15 protein-coding genes are annotated in these 17,260 nt (G+C 58.0%); 6 read left to right on the top strand and 9 right to left on the bottom strand.

What is annotated here, in order from left to right; translation table 11 throughout:
• Positions 1-88: 88 nt before the first annotated feature.
• The 4 genes from BM485_04150 to BM485_04135 form a co-directional block, all read right to left on the bottom strand.
• Positions 89-994 (bottom strand): hypothetical protein, encoded by a 906-nt coding sequence (locus BM485_04150; protein ID OKY76435.1) that lies wholly within the window; start codon positions 992-994, stop codon positions 89-91.
• Entirely contained in the window at positions 991-2,727 is a 1,737-nt protein-coding gene (locus BM485_04145) for a hypothetical protein (protein OKY76434.1), read from the bottom strand. The genes BM485_04150 and BM485_04145 overlap by 4 nt, the downstream gene beginning before the upstream one ends.
• 19 nt (positions 2,728-2,746) lie before the next feature.
• Positions 2,747-3,457 carry a hypothetical protein gene (locus BM485_04140; GenBank protein OKY76433.1) on the bottom strand — a complete coding sequence of 237 codons (711 nt, stop codon included), beginning with the start codon at positions 3,455-3,457 and terminating at the stop codon, positions 2,747-2,749.
• 224 nt (positions 3,458-3,681) lie between these two features.
• Positions 3,682-4,356, bottom strand: a complete 675-nt coding sequence (locus tag BM485_04135; GenBank protein ID OKY76432.1) for a hypothetical protein — start codon at positions 4,354-4,356, stop codon at positions 3,682-3,684.
• A gap of 272 nt (positions 4,357-4,628) precedes the next feature.
• On the opposite strand from BM485_04135, the gene BM485_04130 reads away from it, so the two are divergent.
• The 6 genes from BM485_04130 (at position 4,629) to BM485_04105 (ending at position 10,697) form a co-directional block, all read left to right on the top strand.
• Complete coding sequence (locus BM485_04130) at positions 4,629-5,462, top strand: hypothetical protein (GenBank protein ID OKY76431.1); 834 nt, start codon at positions 4,629-4,631, stop codon at positions 5,460-5,462.
• 152 nt (positions 5,463-5,614) lie between these two features.
• On the top strand, positions 5,615-6,073 hold the full coding sequence (locus tag BM485_04125; protein OKY76622.1) for a hypothetical protein: 459 nt from the start codon (positions 5,615-5,617) through the stop codon (positions 6,071-6,073).
• A 10-nt stretch (positions 6,074-6,083) separates the two neighbouring features.
• Positions 6,084-6,473, top strand: a complete 390-nt coding sequence (locus BM485_04120) for a hypothetical protein (protein OKY76430.1) — start codon at positions 6,084-6,086, stop codon at positions 6,471-6,473.
• Positions 6,470-9,088 (top strand): hypothetical protein, encoded by a 2,619-nt coding sequence (locus tag BM485_04115; protein ID OKY76429.1) that lies wholly within the window; start codon positions 6,470-6,472, stop codon positions 9,086-9,088. Before BM485_04120 ends, BM485_04115 begins: the two co-directional genes overlap by 4 nt.
• Before the next feature lie 4 nt (positions 9,089-9,092).
• Positions 9,093-10,286 (top strand): hypothetical protein, encoded by a 1,194-nt coding sequence (locus tag BM485_04110; protein ID OKY76428.1) that lies wholly within the window; start codon positions 9,093-9,095, stop codon positions 10,284-10,286.
• A gap of 111 nt (positions 10,287-10,397) precedes the next feature.
• Positions 10,398-10,697, top strand: coding sequence for a type VI secretion protein (locus BM485_04105; GenBank protein ID OKY76427.1), 300 nt, complete (start codon positions 10,398-10,400; stop codon positions 10,695-10,697).
• 49 nt (positions 10,698-10,746) lie between these two features.
• Here BM485_04105 and BM485_04100 read toward each other — a convergent pair whose 3' ends face one another.
• From BM485_04100 to BM485_04080, 5 genes are all read right to left on the bottom strand, one after another.
• Positions 10,747-12,669, bottom strand: coding sequence for a hypothetical protein (locus tag BM485_04100; protein OKY76426.1), 1,923 nt, complete (start codon positions 12,667-12,669; stop codon positions 10,747-10,749).
• Between the two features lie 173 nt (positions 12,670-12,842).
• On the bottom strand, positions 12,843-13,919 hold the full coding sequence (locus BM485_04095) for a hypothetical protein (protein OKY76425.1): 1,077 nt from the start codon (positions 13,917-13,919) through the stop codon (positions 12,843-12,845).
• Positions 13,912-14,607, bottom strand: a complete 696-nt coding sequence (locus tag BM485_04090) for a hypothetical protein (protein ID OKY76621.1) — start codon at positions 14,605-14,607, stop codon at positions 13,912-13,914. The genes BM485_04095 and BM485_04090 overlap by 8 nt, the downstream gene beginning before the upstream one ends.
• Positions 14,608-14,740: 133 nt before the next feature.
• A complete protein-coding gene (locus BM485_04085; protein OKY76424.1) occupies positions 14,741-15,418 on the bottom strand; it encodes a hypothetical protein in 678 nt (225 codons plus the stop codon).
• 59 nt (positions 15,419-15,477) lie between these two features.
• Positions 15,478-17,148: a hypothetical protein gene (locus BM485_04080; GenBank protein ID OKY76423.1), complete on the bottom strand. Its 1,671-nt coding sequence runs from the start codon at positions 17,146-17,148 to the stop codon at positions 15,478-15,480.
• Between the last annotated feature and the right edge of the window lie 112 nt (positions 17,149-17,260).

Genomic DNA, 17,260 nt, shown 5'->3' with positions numbered 1-17,260 from the left:
AAACAGACTTTTTACGAGTTCATCATTTATGATCAAAAATAACCACGGGTTAAAAATCCATCGGCACGTCAAAAACAAAGAAGCCAACCTACCGCGCCTCAAGCAGTTTTTGCACCTGCTCCAGGGTCATTTTCACCCGGGCTTCCAGCCGCGCATCAAGGGCAAACCGTTCACGCGCCATGACCCCGATCTTTTGCACCTGCAGCAGCACGGCTTCGCCCGCTGTTTCAAGCAGCGGCGGATTATAGGGAATTGAGGGCAGATACCACTCCCGCGGCCGGTAATCAAAGAGTGTTTCCACCAGTTTGACTTCAAGATCAGCGGGCAGGCCGGTCAGCAGCATCCGCTCGCAGGATTGAAGCAACGGCAGGTCGAGACGATGGCTGAGCAGCGGGCCGTGCAGCCAGTGCAGTTTCTCCTCCATGTCAAAATCGGGGTTTGCCATCTTTTTTTCCAGCAGGGCAACCGCCGCCTCGTCGCCGTTTTTCACCACCGCCGCAACCGTCAGGTTGGAAAAACCGTCGTCCGGCTGCCAGTGAGCATCCCAGAAGCGGACAACTTCCGGCGGTGGCGGCTTGATCACGCTGCTGGCCGCAATCAGCAGGTCAATGCGGGCATCCTCAGCCATGAACACCCGGCTGGTTGTCAGGGCCACCAGGACCTGGCGGGCGCCGGCCAGGGGATTGCGGGTCAGTTCATCCATGATGCGGCGCAAACGCAGACGTTCGGGGCGGCCGGAATAGGCCGTCTCGTCGTCCAGTTCAGCCAGAAAATCAGGGGATGTGAGCCGGGCCAGCAGTTCGGCATGGTCCTCGGCCCGCATACTCCGGGCCAGTCCCAGGGCATCGACTATGATCTGTTTTTCAGGAGGAATTGCGTTTGTGCCGTTTTCACTCATGGAGCTCACCGTTTTCTCATTGTTTTTTTCAGCATGGACAGCCGCCGCGCCCAGCAGCACCAGCAGCGGGAGAACAAAACAGGCAAAGCGCATCATGGCGGCACCACCGGACTCTGGTGCATGGCCCGGGCCTGGATGATGTCGAAATCCTGGGCCTGGGTTGTCGGATTGATCCAGTGCATGACGTTTTCCCCGGGCGGCACCAGCAGTCCGTCCCAGAAGATTCCTCCGGCAACAAGCGCGGCCGGGGCGTCGGCCGCCGTCATATCCCGTTGATCACCGGCGCCCGGCGCGCTTTCCGGCACCCCTTCCACCCGATGGCCCAGGGCAAGAACATGGCCCAGCTCATGGGCAATGGTGCCGGCATAGGTGAACTGGGCCGCGGCATTGGCCGGGTCGCCGTTGGCATCGGTGACATACATGGCGGCAAGCTGCGGATAGGTGCCGGTGTTTCTTTCCCGGGCGGCCAGCAGATTCATGGTGACGGTGCCGGCCGCGCCGTCCGGATCAACCCCGGAAGGCAGAATCCACGAGGTTGACGGGCTGCCGTTGTCGGTGATGGTCGCTCCCGCCCCGTTTGCCGGGTAATCGGTGGCCGCGCCGAGATTGCCGCCGGCATCGGAATGAATGTAGGCGAAATTAAACACCCCCCGCCGATAGTTGAGCCGGGTGGCAACGGCAAAACCGGTATCCGCGATGCGCCTGGTCCGCCCGGCGGTGACGCTGATCCTGAAAATGCCGTCATGGTCGGTGGCCCTGGCGCTATGGGTGCGGGTGGTATTGGTGTCCGGAACAAGCTCCAGGGCCGCCTGCCGCAGAATGCGGTTAACGATATCGAGATGGGCGCGGACATTATCCGGTGTGGCCCGGGGTTGGCTTGATCGGCCGGGGCCGTTCAGGATATTGGCGCGGAAGGGAATCTGCCGGATGGAACGAACCAGCGCCCGGTACTGGGCAAAAAGCGCCCCCTGGAAGCGCACTTCCAGCCGCACCTCTCCTTCATGGGTGCCGTAGACCAGCACCCGGCGCCCCCTGGGCCGGCCGACGAAATCAACCGCGCCGCCGCCCGCCACCGACACCACGCTCCATTCCAGCCGGGGATCATCATCGGTGAAATTAAGCGATCCGGGATGATAATAGGTGAACTCGATGCGCGCCGCGGTCTGATTGGTGGCTTCCACCGCGGCCAGGATGGGGATCACCGCCGGGTTGGGAATGATGTTGATGTTGTCGCCAGGCGCGATGACGTTCAGATCCGTGCAGCGCTGGGCCGGCAGCAGGGCCGCGGACGGGGACAGCGGCGGCCTGCTCGGCAGCGACCCGTCCGGCGGCACGGGCCGGACCGGGCAAAGCTCGAAGCGCGCCTCATGGGTGGCGCCGGAAACCGTGGTGCAGGTGACACTGCCGTGATGCTGGCGGGTGGCGAAAATTGTCGGCGGCGTATGGCGGGCAAAACGGCCGAGCACCGAAAGCTCCACCGTCCACTCCACCGTGTAATATCCGGTGGAGCGACGCCAGGTGCCCTGACGCAGGGGAGTGAGATTTACGTCAATGGTGCCCAGATGATCGTCGTTGATGACGTCCTCGTCATAGGCGGCAAAACGCAGATGGATTTCATGGCCGTCACGGACATTGACCTCGGCCCGCCATTGCGCGGGTTCGAAATTGATGAAGCGCTGCTCCACCGCGTTAAATATCCGGCTCCGCTCCCCGACATTGGTGCCATCCACCGAGGCATGAAAATACCATTCCCCCGAACCGAAGGTATCCGCGTCCCTGCGGACAAACACCCTGCGAAACGTTATCCGCACTCTTTCGTCGGCCGGCATTGTTCCCTCCCCCTGTTGTTCAGCTGCCGTGAATCTCTTTCAGCTTGTTCCGGGTCGCGTCATCGACCGCGCCGCTGACCTCAAGCCCATATTCTTCCTGGAAAAAGCGCAGGGCGGCCTCCGCTTCTTCCGTTATTGCATCATCATTGGTATTGCCGCAGTCAAAACCGAGATTGGCCAGTCGCTGCTTGACCCCGCGGGTTTCGCTGACCGGATCCAGCGCGCCCAGCATAAGGGGAATTTCTTTTGCACGGGTGGTGTTCGGTTCGAGGATAACCTTGCCGCGCCGGGCGCCGGGCGGGATGGAAAACTCAATCATGCCTTCGCCGTCCGTGGAGCCTGCCGTCACCTGGCCGTCAATTTCAAGACGGTACGGCAGGTCCGGGCGCGTCTCATCCTGGGGAGTGCTCGCCGTGCTCTGGATGACGTCGCCGGATTCCTGGGAACCACCGGCATCCGGAGGCGGCTCCCGCATGATCTTCAGCCGGATTTTCGCCGGCACCCCTTTTTTCTTAAACCTGTGCCGCTCGTCCGTTCCCCCGCTTTCCTGTTTTTCTTCCACGTCGGGAACCATGACCACATCTTCGGCAAGCAGGACATTGGGGTCCTGGCGCACATTTTTCAAATCCGCGTTGTCGGAATGGTTCCAGATCGTTTCCCAGAAATGACCGTATTTTTCGGCAATGCTGGAAATACAGTCCCCTTGGCGGACCACATGTTTGGTGCTCATGGCAGACTCCCTTTTTGTTCAATTATTTATTGTAAGCCGATTCATTACGAGCTGTCAAAAGGTAAAAAACGCCTGCTGTCTCCGGTTGACACGAATCACCTGTTTGCGATATCTTCGGAAAGAAAGCATAATCGGCACATGAACTACGACAGGGATCAGCTCACCGAAGCGGCACGAATTGCGGGCCCTCTGCCTTGAGCGACAATCCGTGAGCCTTGAGTTGCTCAGCTCCAACCGGGCACGGTTTCGGCTATCTCCAGGCCCTTTTTGATAAAGGGTTCCAGCAGTTTTGCCGTTTCCTCAAGCTGCTTGGGGGTCATGGCGGCAACCTCGGGCACGGCCGCCTCACCCATGGCCTGCGCCACAGCCCCTTGCGGGATCGGCACCTCCATTGCCGTTTGCGGTATTCCCGCCGAGGCTCCGGTCGCAGCCTGTCCGGCGGCAAGCAGAACCGCTCCCGCGGCAAAATGGGAAGAGGCATCGCCTGCCATTGCGGCTAATTCCGTTGCCGGCTGGGCAAAAGCGGCGGCATTGGCGGCCCAATAGGACGGCGAGGACGGCGATAATCCCTGTGCGGCATTGAATGCCGTTGCCTGGGCCTCTGTTCCGGGATTTTCCGCCCAGTCGAGGGCTGCATCGAGCGCCTTCATCTCTTCATCCGACAGGCCGGCAACCGCGCCTCCCATCTTGGCGCTCCCTACCGCCCATTCCACCGATTTCTCATCCGGCATCATGCGGGCCAGGGAATGCACCGCCTCAAGGCTTTTTTTCCCCTGCTGCAACGTATTGATAAATACGGATGGCGCGAGATTTTCCGCCGCCACGGACTGCACCTCGGGCGGGCAGGCAAATTTCCCGCAAATTTCAAGCAGGCTGGGAATTTCAAAAACAAAGGCCATGTGCTTTCCTCATTTTTTGCATCATTTATCCGGCAAACCGGCAACAATGTATCCTGAGATACTGTATTTCTCTTCAGCACTGTTTGTCAAAAGGTAAAAAAGAAAGCCATTGCGTGTTGACAAGGCTCGTTGGTGTGCGATATGCTCAATGAAACACCGCCGGAAATGACCAGAAAATACAATAAGATATCCACCTGTCAGCCGAGTCCTCTTTTTGATTTGGCACGAGAGGGGAAAAATGAAAATGACGAATCCATCGGATAGCTAAAAAAATGCGCTCCGGAACAAACAGCGAGGAAATCAGCCCGGCTGCCCTGCAACCCGGCGACATCATCCTCACCGGCGGATTTCACTTTGATCACCATCAGGTCAATGTGGCCAATGCCCTGGTCAGCGCTCTTGCGGCAGCCCATTTCAGCCAGGTCATGCTTTACACCGGCAACGGTCAAATTGTCCCGCAAGGGGGCACACGATCCGCCCGCCTGCAAGACGCCTTGCAGGGAACGTCCCATGCCCTTGTTGTGCGTCCCCGATACCTCAACCGCAAGGCCCATGAGCGTGTCAGCCAGGCCGCCGGATTAAGCCGCCAAGACCGCGCCTTTGGTGACGACCCTCTTTCCCTTTGCCACCATCCCGAATCCATCCGCTTCTCCGCCAAGAACATCACGCGACAGCTGCGGTCAGGCCAACAAAACCATTTGCACCAGCGCGTTCCGCACCTGCTTGACAGTTCCGGCCTGCTCTTTGACGCATACCGGGAAGCGGGATTTCCCCTGGGCAGCCTTGATCCCCGCTTCTGCCGGCCCCGGGATTACGTCACCGCCTACCGGCGCGGCGCCTTGCAATTTGTCGGCATCCTCCAAGGCGGGGAAAGATTACCGGCGGAAGCCGCGGCGGACGACAAAACAGACATTTTCCGCAACCTGCCGAAATCCCGGGGCTTTTTTATCATCGGGAAAAAAACCGAAGCCGCGCCGTCCTCCCCCCCACCACCGCCGCCGGCCCGGCCCGCACCGACCCGGGATCCGCTTGAGGATATTGCCCCGGCCCAAGCGGCAACACTGAAAGCGGCCGCGGCAAACGGCTCACCCTTTTGCGAACCATGACTGAAATTGTAAATCTCCCGGCGGGAGAAAACAAAGATCGCGGCAGGGAAATGACGATTTTCCCGGTGAACACCGCCGAAGACGCATGCACGGTCTTGACCCGTCTGTGGAGCCTGGTCGACCGGCAAGCGGGCGCAAAACTCTACGCCATCCTGGACGGGGCGCGGGATGTGCGCATCTACCACGCGCTGGCGTCGTGCGACTGTGAATATCTCTGTCTTTACAAGGGAAACCTGCCCCTGGTGCTGGCCGAGGCCGCGCCTTATCTGGTCGAGCTGAAGCCGAAATCACGTTTTGCCGAATGGCTTGCCGCGCAGGGATGGGGCAACAGCTGGGGCATCTTTTTCACTGCCCGGCACGACCTGTTTGATGTTGTCAGCCATTTTCGCCGGTTCATCCTGGTGGAGGATGAAGAGCGCAACACCCTCTATTTCCGCTTTTACGACCCCCGGGTGATGCGAGTCTACCTGCCGACCTGCACGAGGGATGAACTGAAAATGGTTTTCGGGCCTGCCCGTCATATTATCATGGAAAAAATGCGTAAAGAGAAAGGGATTGTCTTTTCCCTGGAGAAAGGGGAACTGCTGGTCCAGGAAATTGACTGCGGCTGAATACGAACCCATGTTGACGATTCGCAAAGAACAGATGGCAATTTTCCAGGATCAGCTTGATGGCGCTTTCATCGACATGATCATTGAACATCTGCGCCGTTACCATTTCACGGCGGTGCAAGCCGATACGGACGACACACTGAAATCCGCCATTGCCGACGGCCTCGGACGGGCAGACGCATTCGGCCTGACACGCCGGAAAGACCTGATCGCTTTTGTCACCATGATGTTTGAAATAGGCGCGGATTTCGCATCATGCCCCGTCTTTCAGAAATATCTTGCTGATCCGGAAATCCCGGTCAATGAGAAAATGGCACGGCTGCTTCACGAAACAACCGACGACGATTGGCAAACGGCACGCCGCATGCTTGCCGAGAAAGAAACCAGGATCACCTCATGAGTTTTCACTGTTCCATCTGCGACAAGGTCGTTGTTGCCAGGGCCGGCGATGCCTGCGGCCGCTGTCAAACCGTGGAATCGCACAAAACCGGCAGCAGCGACCCAAAACCCGGTCCTGTGGCAAAATGTGAAAAGATCACGGTCACCCCGCACATCATGGTGGAGTATCTCGTTGTTTTACGTGATCGCAAATTAAGCACCCACCAGGAGGGTGGTGAAGACAAGATAGTGACCGATGCCGTCGGCGTTGAACTGTGGCTGGAACAGGACAAGGAAAGTCCCAAGTTTGACAAGGGTGCGACCTTGTCGCTCAGCGGTGCCGGGAAAGCAGATTGTTACGAAGACAAGGAACTCACCAAAAAAGTCGATCTCACCAAACCCCTGGCCAATGACCGGCTCAGCGGAAAAACAAAACTGAAGCTCTGGCTGGCGGGCACCGCTGCGGGAAAATGCACCCTGAAGCTGGAGGCGGAAAAATCAGACAAAACGGAATTCATCCTCGCCAAACCGGCAGAGAAAGAAATCGGCGTGGTGGAACTTCTCCTGCAGGTGCATGCCCAGGACCAGACCGAGCTTGACAAAATCGAAGTTGACCCGGATGAGGATCCAATCGCCACCTACCATACCAATTTAAAAAACAAGGCCCTGCCTCCTCAAAAAATACTGAGCGACGAAGACAAGGTAAAAAAAGGCCGCCTCCTGCACACCCAGAAGGACAACCACCACGGCCGGGCCAGGATCGTCATCAAGCAACTCCAGGCGGATTACTGTCCGGTCGGCAGTGATCCGTATGACATCGTGCTCAATGAAACAAACACCTCAGGCGCCGTGGAAATCTTCGACGCGGAATCCGCAGGCACGGCCCAGCCTTTGCCTCTGAAAATAAAACTGGCTGATCTGAAGACCGCGGACAAAATCTTGTGGGTGCAAGGGAAGACAGCGACGAAAAAATGGCGCGCTGCGCGTCTGGATCTGGGATTGGACCGGGCGGACGGCGGTATGAAAAAAACACCGAAACGCAACGGAGACTGGGCCAGGTTTACGGTGGTCACGATCAAGGAAGTCAAGGTGGATTACACCGCCCCGACCGACCGGGCAGCGGCGTGGGACAGCACCAACAAAAAATTCTTCATCAACCTGAAGGCCGCCTGGGACAGCACCAATAAAAAATTCACCATTGACGGCAATACCGACAAAAACGGCAGAAAGATCACCATCGGTGCCCAATTAAGCGAAAAAATCGCCGGAGTGTCCATCCACTTCATGCTGGCGCCGGACAAAAATAACGGCAAAGCCGCCAACTGGGGCAAGGATATGCCCACCACATGGAAATGGAAGGGAATTGCCGGCGCATTAAAACATGACGACAAGGCGGCGAGAAAGAAACTTCTCCATCTTTCGGCAACCACCGATGCCGATGGCTACGCGAAAAAAGAGCTTATCCTCTCCCGCTTCGGCGGCGATATTTTCCAGCCGGCCTGCTACATCAACGAAGATCCCCATCTCGCCAAATATGTCCACGGCCATACGGACCTGGAAAAGAGAAAACCCGTTTTCGCCGCGGACCAGATCAAAGTCTGGCGCAAATTCTGGTACCAGTTCACCAAGGCCGACGGGTTCACTCCCCCGCAACCGGCAGCCGCGGTGACGGCTTATGCCGATGTGCGGGCCGAGATGGTTCTGGATCAGACCATTTCCTTCAAACGGGAGGCATCCACCCCGGCGGTCGCGGGTGAAAAGGTCGCCCCGGCGCGCACCTTTTACAAAAAATACATAATTGCCGGCGGCAATTCCGAGGACTGGGTCGCCAATGTCGGCGACTACAACAAAAACGCCATCGCCAATGCCTGTTACGACCCGAAAAGCGATCAGCCGGTCAAAAACCAGCTCATTGTCTGCAGCTACCAGTATGATGTTAAAAAATCCGGCAACAAACGCAAAGCCACCGGGAAAAGCGCGCCCATCACCTCTGACATCCACGGCAGCAAGATCAAGATCACCCTGGATAAACCGGTGTTTGATCCACCCCTCGACGGCGGCAGCATGGTCGTCGAGCTGTACTGGTACCGAAAATCCACTCCGGGAGCCAAGACCAATATCGCCTCCGCCAAAGCGACAATTCCAAAGCCCCGGGCCAATAATCGGGAGATTGAAGTCGAAGTGCCGGTCATTACCCCCGCGCCGGCTGCCGGCAACGCCTCCGTCTTCATTGTCGCCACATGCTGGAGTCCATGGGGACCGTATCTCGGCGAAAGTTTCGGCAAGCATTCGCTCATCGTCTATGACTCGGCGGATGAAGCGGATTACAACGACACGGTGGTGCACGAAATCGGCCATGCGCTGAATCAGACACCCAGAACCGGGACCCAGCCATCCCCCCTGGTGACGCCGGTAACCGCCGGCGGCGGCGGGATTCCCGACCATCCCAACCAGGCGGACCGGGGACAGGGAAATCACTGTCAGGTCAACGACGGGGTTGACGCGACCTCAGGGGAAACGAAATACAAATGCGTCATGTACGACTCAGGGCCGATGCAATGGGGTTTACACAAATATTGCGCCACGTGTCATCCCTATCTGCTCGTGGAAAACTTCTCAAGCTTTAAGGACGCATGACGCCATGACCCACAAATCCTGCCTGGCCCTGGCTGCGGCCATCCTTCTGCTGGGATGCCAGGTTGCAACAAGCACGGGCATACCAACTCTTCCGGACAAGGAAATACAAATCATGCAGACAGCACAACCGGAACCAGCACGGGAGAATGTCATCAACCTGCTGCGACTTACCGACAGCGGTTACTTTGACATTGACGAAACGATTGAGGATGAACTGACCGGCACCCTGATCGTTATGGATGACTTCGAAGGCATTGCCATCGGCGCGCCCCGTGCCGTGGACATCGAAGCAAGAAGCACGCTGCCGCTGCTCTGGGCAAGACGGGCCAGCGGTCTGCGCAACTGGCAGGTGGAGCCGATGCGCAACGCCATTGTTGTCGTCTCTGATCTGAGCCGCGGCCGCATCTCCTCCCACTATGCCTTTGCCGGCCCCAAAAGAATCGCACTGAACCAGATAGACCGGTCAGCCATGGGCGACATACCGGGACGCGATGTGGCGGAAGGGGTGACGGCCGGCCTGGAAACACTTGACCTGCGCACCATCGCCAACCTGCCCTGGCAGCCCGGCAGATATGCCGTTACCCTGATCATGCATGACTGGATTTCAAACACGGTGCTGGTGGAATTGACCCGGCACGGCCGGGGCCTGACCCCCGAGGAAGAATCGGCCCTCCGCCTCCGGCCGGACGATGCCCTGCGGATCGAGGAAGAATACAGAAACATGCTGTCTGACGGAAAAGGACAAAAAGGCGCAGCGCAACAAAGTACGCCGTTGCGGCTGGAAAAAACGGGAGTGGCCGTTTTCAGCCTGCCGGGCCAAGTTTCGCCTGCCGAAGCGATCTGGCCCCTTGCCGGAGGGGCAAGGCTGGAGCTGCAACCGGGGAACATTGTTGATCGACCGGGCAATGAAGCGGCGCTCACGGCAATGCCGGACAAGCCACCCGCCGCAGTCCTTCATCTCATGCTCCTGTTGTTGGAACTCGATAATCCGCTGCCGCGCCGGATCCCCATTCAGGTGCCGATTTCTTCAGAGAAACCGGTAACCAGCGGCATTGAAGTTGCCGCGACATTCTCCGTCAATCTCAAATCCCTGGTCAATGAATTGCCCGCCGGGAAAACGCTGCAGCTTTATCTTGTCGGCGGGAAACACATCAGTGGCCCCCGGCCTTTGGTTGTAAGCGGCGAGGGAGGTCCGTAAACGGTTCTCGGATCAAAAAAACATCTGCCATGTTCGCCTCTTGATCCAGGCGCATTCTTTCATTATAATTGAGATACACGAGAAACAACAGATCACTCCCCGGAGAAAATTATGCCCCCTGCCGCCCGCGTTGGAGATATGCACACCTGCCCGATGGCCACACCGGCAACCCCCCCTGTTCCCCATGTGGGAGGTCCCATCCTGCCGCCGGGATGTCCGACGGTGTTGATCGGCGGCATGCCGGCCGCCCGGATGGGCGACATGGCAATCTGCGTCGGCCCCCCCGATACAATCGCGAAAGGTTCGGCAACGGTGATGATCGGTGGCATGCCCGCGGCAAGGATGGGCGATATGACAGTCCACGGCGGGACAATTACACTGGGATGCCCGACGGTCATGATCGGCGGGTGAGGCACAATCAACTCCTTTTTTTATTTCCCCCACATTTCATTTCTCCGCATCAGCCGCTGGAGTCCGATGCCTGCCGTTTCTCCTTCCAGAACATCCTGATCTGTCCACCCATACCGCCGGCCGCGGTGTCGGCAGCTTTTTGCAATTCCTGGTCCATATTCAGCGGCGTATACTTCATCGTTGCCGTTCCCGGCGCCCCCGCGGCCTCACCGGTTTCCATGTCGATTGCCCGGACGGTTACCGCCGCATTGGTCAGGGTCTGGGTCCGCCCGTAAAACTGCAGGGGCATGGTCCCCGTCTTCTGCACATCGGAAATCAGGAGAATATGGGCGGCTCCGGGCGGCACGATCTGCTTGATATCATACCAGGAGACGGGCATTTCGCCGAATTGCATCTTCTGCCGGAGAACGGGAATTTCCGTAACCGACGCCACCCTGAGCCCGCTGCCCCGGATGATGTTTTCCAGATGGACCCGGAGAAAGGGGGCAAGGGTTTCATCGCCGGAAACGATCATCAGTACCACCGGGATTTCAGGAAGTTGTGTCCTCGTGTCAATTTTTGCCGTCTTGACCGGTTCCGGTCGCGGCTGCGGCGCCGGCCTCACCGCCTGCTCCTCGACCGGCGGCGCCACGACGACACGCGGCTCAGGCGGCGCCTGCACCGGAGCGGCGGGAATTACCACCTCCACCTGGGGTTGGGGTGACGGCAGGGCGGCAATGGTCTCCGGCGGCACTGCCTCGCGCGCCGTATCGGCGGTCGGCACAGGAGGGGGCACCTCTTCTCCCCTGTCCGTTGTGCCGGACAAAGAGGGCGGCACAACAGCCTCGACCGGCTCAGGCGACCCGGCAGGCGGTGCAGCATTTGTCGCCACGGTGGTTGGGACTTGAACGCCGGGCGGCTCAGCAGGCGTTCCCCCGGCGGGCTCGGCAGGCTCCTCCACCGCCACCACCGGGGTTTCGACTTTTGCCTTGCGGTTCAACAGGGCATCCACCGTCCACATGGAAAGCAGAATAGCGGCAATAACTCCGGCCACGGCGCCGATGGTCTTGGCGCGACGGCGGTAGGCCGAAACCGTCGGCGGCCGGTGGGAAGCAACCGGAGCGCCCACCATGCGCGCCGGCGACGGTTCGATTCTCAATTTATCGATACAGTAATTTATGGCATTGATGACATCGGCAGGGGTCTGAAACCTTTTGTTCTTGTCCCTGGCCATCATTTTTTCAACAAGCTGATAAATCAGCTTGGGCAGGTCCGGGTTGACCTTTGCCAGCGGCCGTACCGGCTCGGTCATGATCTTGGCCACCACCGCCAGGGGGGATTCGCCGCTCACCGGCACCTCGCCGGACAGCATTTTATAAAGCATGGCGCCAAGTGAATAAATATCACTGCGAATGTCGAGTTTCTGGCCGCTTGCCTGTTCCGGCGAGGAATATTCAGGGGTTCCCATATAAAGCCCGGTGCGGGTCAGATGGGAATCCGCATCCTGAAAATAGGCGATGCCGTAATCGGTTACCTTGATCCTGCCGACGGAATCGATCATGATATTGGACGGCTTCAGATCCCGGTGGACAACACCCTTGTCCGCCGCTTCACTGAGGGCGTCGGCGATCTGCGAGGTGATACCCATGGCTTCACTTAAGGGAAGCTGGCGTCGCTCCTTGAGGATCTGGCCAAGGTCCGTGCCCTGGACATATTCCATGGCAAAATAATAAAGACCGCCCTCCTCGCCGAAAGACATGATGCTGACGATATTGGGATGGCTCAGGGCCGCCACGACCTTGGCTTCCCGCTTGAACCGCTCGATGAACTCTTCATCGTTGCAGAGCCGGTCGGAAAGGATCTTGAGCGCCACCTTCCTGTTCAGGGAGAGTTCATGAGCCTTATAGACAACACCCATTCCGCCCCGGCCAAGCTCCTTTTCCAGCTTAAAGCCGCCGATTACGCTGCCGATGCCCAAATCCTGCAGATTCATAGCCCACTCCCTTCCGTCTCAAATCGGGTTGCACAAAATAGTATGAAAAAATATCGCTTTCACTGGCGCCTGCATGCCGTCCCGCCCTATTATACACCAGTCGTGCCTGACTTCACCGCATTGTTTTTTATCCTCAAGCTTCTTTTCCAGCGGCGGCCGGCATTCCTCCCGCGTCAGGAAAAGAGGTACCCCTGCAACAGATCAAAGCCGATCTGCCGGCAGGCCAGAAGCTCCTCCTCACTGCGCACCCCTTCCGCCAGGGTGACGATCTTTTCCTCCCGGCAAAGGCGCACCAGGGTTTCCACCATGCGCCGGTGAGCAGGGGGGGCCTTATGGATATCCGCGATCAGGCCCATATCAAACTTGAGATAATCGGGCGGCACTTCCACCAGCTCGCGCAATCGGGCCTGCCCTGCGCCGAAATCATCATAGGCAAGCCGCACGCCATTCGCCTGCAGCTGTTTTTTTATCTTTTTAATGGTGTCGAGATCCGTCACCGCTTCTTCATGGATCTCAAGGACGATCTTCAGGGAAGGAAATGTTGCGCATGACCCGGAAATCGAGGCCAGCAAACGTTCGGGGTCATCAAGTTCCCGGGGATGGGTGTTGACGAAAAACGGCACATCCCGCGCCATGGCGCAGGCCATTTCCAATCCATGGACGCGCAACAGCTCGCTCAAGCGCACCGCCATGCCGCCGCTTTCGGCAATCCGGAAAAGATCACGGGGATTTTGCGGCAGCAGCGGGTGCAGGCCACGACCAAGCACCTCATAGCCGTAAACCGCGAGTGTCCGGCAATCAACCAGACATTCAAGCTCCGCCGTCACCTGCTTCCTGTCAAGCAGGTCCTGCAACTCCTGCAGCCCCTCGGGCAGCAGGGCGGAAAGCACCGGGATGCCGAACTGGGTTTCCTCCATGCCGCTGCCGGCCCTGGTCCGTTCCTCCATGAGACGGAACTCAACATTGGCGACATGGATGACATCGCCGTGCCTTAGCGGCGTTTGCCCGGTTATTTTCACCCGGTTGACGTATGTCCCGTTGGAACTGCCCAGATCGCGGAGAAAAAGGTTCCCGTCGCGACAGTCAAATTCCGCATGTCGTCGCGAAACATCGACGGAAGCGAGGGTCAGGGAGACGTCGGCATGCCTGCCGACGATAAAGGGAAAACGGTCAAGGAAAATGCGCCGGATGGTTGCGCTTTCCACCACATAGCTTTCAAGAAACCAGTTCGATAGAGCGCCTTCAATCATTTTCCCGTGCCCTGACAATAATCACGCTGACATTATCCCGCGCCCCTTTTTCAAGGACCAGGTCAATCAGCCGCCTGGAGGCCGGCGACGGCGGGAACGACGCCATGACCTCGGCTATTTCCGCGGAGGAAAGTTCTTTATACAGTCCGTCGCTGCACAGCAGAAAACTGTCCCCATCCCGCACATCAAGAAGTTCCATTTCCAGAAAAAGGTGGGGCGCCGCCCCCACCGCCCGGGTGATGACATTGGCCTGGGGATGGAACTCCGCCTCCGCGGCCGTGATGTGCCCCAGCTCCACCAGATCCTCAACGTGACTGTGATCCCTGGTGATCTGCTCGAAATTTCCCTGCCGCCATCGATACAGCCTGCTGTCCCCGGCCCACATGACCAGACAGTGGCGCTCATGGGCCACCAGAACAACCACGGTGGAACCGGCCACTATCGTCCTGTCGACCCCCAGTTGAAAAAGGCGCGAATTTGCTGCCAGCAGCGCATCTTCAACATTGTCGGCATAATCGCTCATCCGCGGAACAAAGGCAACATCCCGCAGAAAGGCGACCGTGGTTTGACTGGCCAGATCACCCGCATCGTGGCCGCCCATGCCGTCCGCCACGGCCCAGATCCTTTTTTCCGGACAAAGAAGGATCGAATCCTCATTGACCTTGCGGACACTGCCCACATCCGTCAGTCCGGAACAAAGCCAGGAAAAATATTTTCCGGCCGCCGGCTTGAATTCAGGCCCGCCGCCCTGGCGCTCGAAGGGTATGGGTTGTGTGCTGTCCAGATCGACCATTGTTGCTCAACTTATGGAATGAACCCAGCTAGCGGGCAGGAGACTGTTTTTGTAAAATTTCCTGTCCCGGAAAAAAACGTTGCAGCGCCTGCCCGACGATGCCCGCATACTGCCTGACCGTTTCACTCTTGTCATACCGGCCATATACAAGCCATACGGCCTCCTCACCCGGGTATCGCACCGCGTGCAGGCCGAGATTTTCATGCTTCGCAAGCAGCGCGGCAATATCCTCTTCGCCGGCGCGGAAACAGAACTGCAGGGTAAATTGCCCGGCGCCGGCGGGATCACGCCATAATGTTTCACACAGCGGGCCAAGGCCGGGCAATGCCGCGCCTCCGGCCTTTTGCGATGTGTCGGCCCCGGGCTCGCCATCGGCGGAACCAGCGCCGCGGCCCCTATATGGCTCGTCGTCCATCGGCGCGGCAGCACCGGACGTGGTACTCCTTTCTTCCATGCCCGGCATCCGCCAGGCAACAACAATCAGGGCAACGGCACAGGCAACGCCAAGCAGCCAGAGGAAAAACCTTTTTCCCAAGGTTCTTTCTTCCGCAACCGGACTCGACACGCCGCCGGGAACGGGAGGAGGCTGCGCTGCTTCCGCCTCACGTTCATCCAGCAGCTTTCTCCGGCTTTGACGATACGCCGCCGCATCGATTTCACCGGCAGCGTATTGTCTGGATAATGTTCGTAAACAACCTCTTTTCATGGTGACACGATTGCCTTTTTCTCTTGCAACGAACTCATCCGCGCACAGGCATGGGCATTTTACTTATGCCAGAACCAGATACTTCGGGTATTCGCGGGATCAAGACCCTCAAAGGTCGTGACGAAATTTTTCGCAAGCTCCTTCTTCCGGGTATCGTTTGCGGTCGGTATTTCGCTGAAAATACGCTCGATATCTTCGTTCGGCGCCGGACCGGCAACAAAATAAATCTGTTCCTTCCCTGTGTTGAAATCGAGAAAGAGATTGTTGTCCTGCGGAAATTTGTAGTCACGGCCGGGAACAAGAGGGTTTTTTTCCAGGGAAAACTGCGAATTCGGGAAAATAGGATAGATATCGCCCCGACTGTCGATCTGAGCGACATACAAACTGACGTCATCTTCCGCCGTGAAGGAAACGTAGTAGGTATCCGCCGGGGTCAAATTGCCGCCGTCCTTGAGTTCATTCATCACCCCGTCGGTTGAGGTGAAAAAAATCCTTGCATCAAAAGCAGGGGCAACAATTCCCTCTTCCCCGGTTGCCTTGCCGGCTGTCCCGGGTTCAACAGCTTTCCCGGCAGCCGCGTCCGAAGAGGGCAAGGATGCCACGCGGGCATCTTCTTCTTGTCGAACCGGCGCGTGGACCGGCGGCGGCGTTGCGGCCGGTTCCTTTTTGAGATCGGCAACAGCGGCATCCCGCGCACTCTTTTCTTCAATTCCCCGAACCGTTCGACCAGGCTCCGCATGGTCGCTTATCCCGCTGTCGGTGCGCCCCAAAGGAACATCCCTGTTCATGAACCAGTAGCCGCCTCCCGCCAGCAGGGCAACGGCAACGGCGCCCAAGGCCGCGTACCGCGCAAGCGGAGATGCCCCTTTTTTCACCGGCAACACGACGGATTTGCCCTCAAGGGCCGCTTTCATCGCCTGCGCAAATTCCTGGCCTGACTGAAAACGGTCGTCCGGATTTTTCGCCAGGGCCTTGCGCATCAGTCCGTCAAATGCTTTGGGCAGCGAATGATTCAGCGCAAGCACCGAGGCGGGCTCGCTGTTGACCACCTGATGCATGAGAGAGGCAAGAGATTCTCCGCTGAAAGGCTTCCGGCCGGTCAGCAGCTGATAAAAAATAACCGCGGCGGAAAAGAGATCCGACCGGCCGTCAACCGGCTTGCCTTCAATCTGCTCCGGCGACATGTAACTGGGGGTGCCGATGCGCATGCCGTGCTGGGTGACCGAGGTTTTGTCGATTTTGGCGATGCCGAAATCAGAAATTTTGATCTGCCCGTTTTCGAGAAGAAAAAGATTTTCCGGTTTTATGTCACGATGTACAACATTATTGGAATGGGAATAGTGGAGAGCGTTCAGCAACTGGTTCATGATGCTGCAGGCGTTCTGCAGGGGAAACCGGGTGTCGGCATCCAACCAGCCCTTCAATGTCTTGCCGTGAACATATTCCATGACAATGTAGGGACATCCATCTTCCTCGCCGTATTCGTAAACCGTGACGATATTGGCATGGGAGCTGAAACGGCCGGCCGCCTGGGCTTCAAGCCGGAAACGGATACTCACCTCTTCACCCGAGCTTGAGGCCAGCAGTTCCTTGTGGATGAGCTTGATTGCCACTTCCCGTTTGATGAAGGGGTCAAAGCCCTTGTAAACGATGCCCATGGCGCCCTTGCCGAGGACATCTTCTATTTTGTACTTGCCGATGGTTTCCGGCAGGCTTTCCGGTTCCTTCATAGGTGCATGTCATCCCTGGCCATCGATAGATTCCTTCCTCGACAAAAAAAAGCCACAGGAACATACAGGTTCATGTGGCCTTTTCCGCGGTTATCCCGGCATCACTTTATTC

Source organism: Desulfobulbaceae bacterium DB1 (assembly GCA_001914235.1).
In the GTDB taxonomy this organism is placed as follows: Bacteria; Desulfobacterota; Desulfobulbia; order Desulfobulbales; family SURF-16; genus DB1.
Note: the sequence above shows the minus strand (reverse complement) of the source record. Positions and strands in the feature narration are given on the sequence as shown.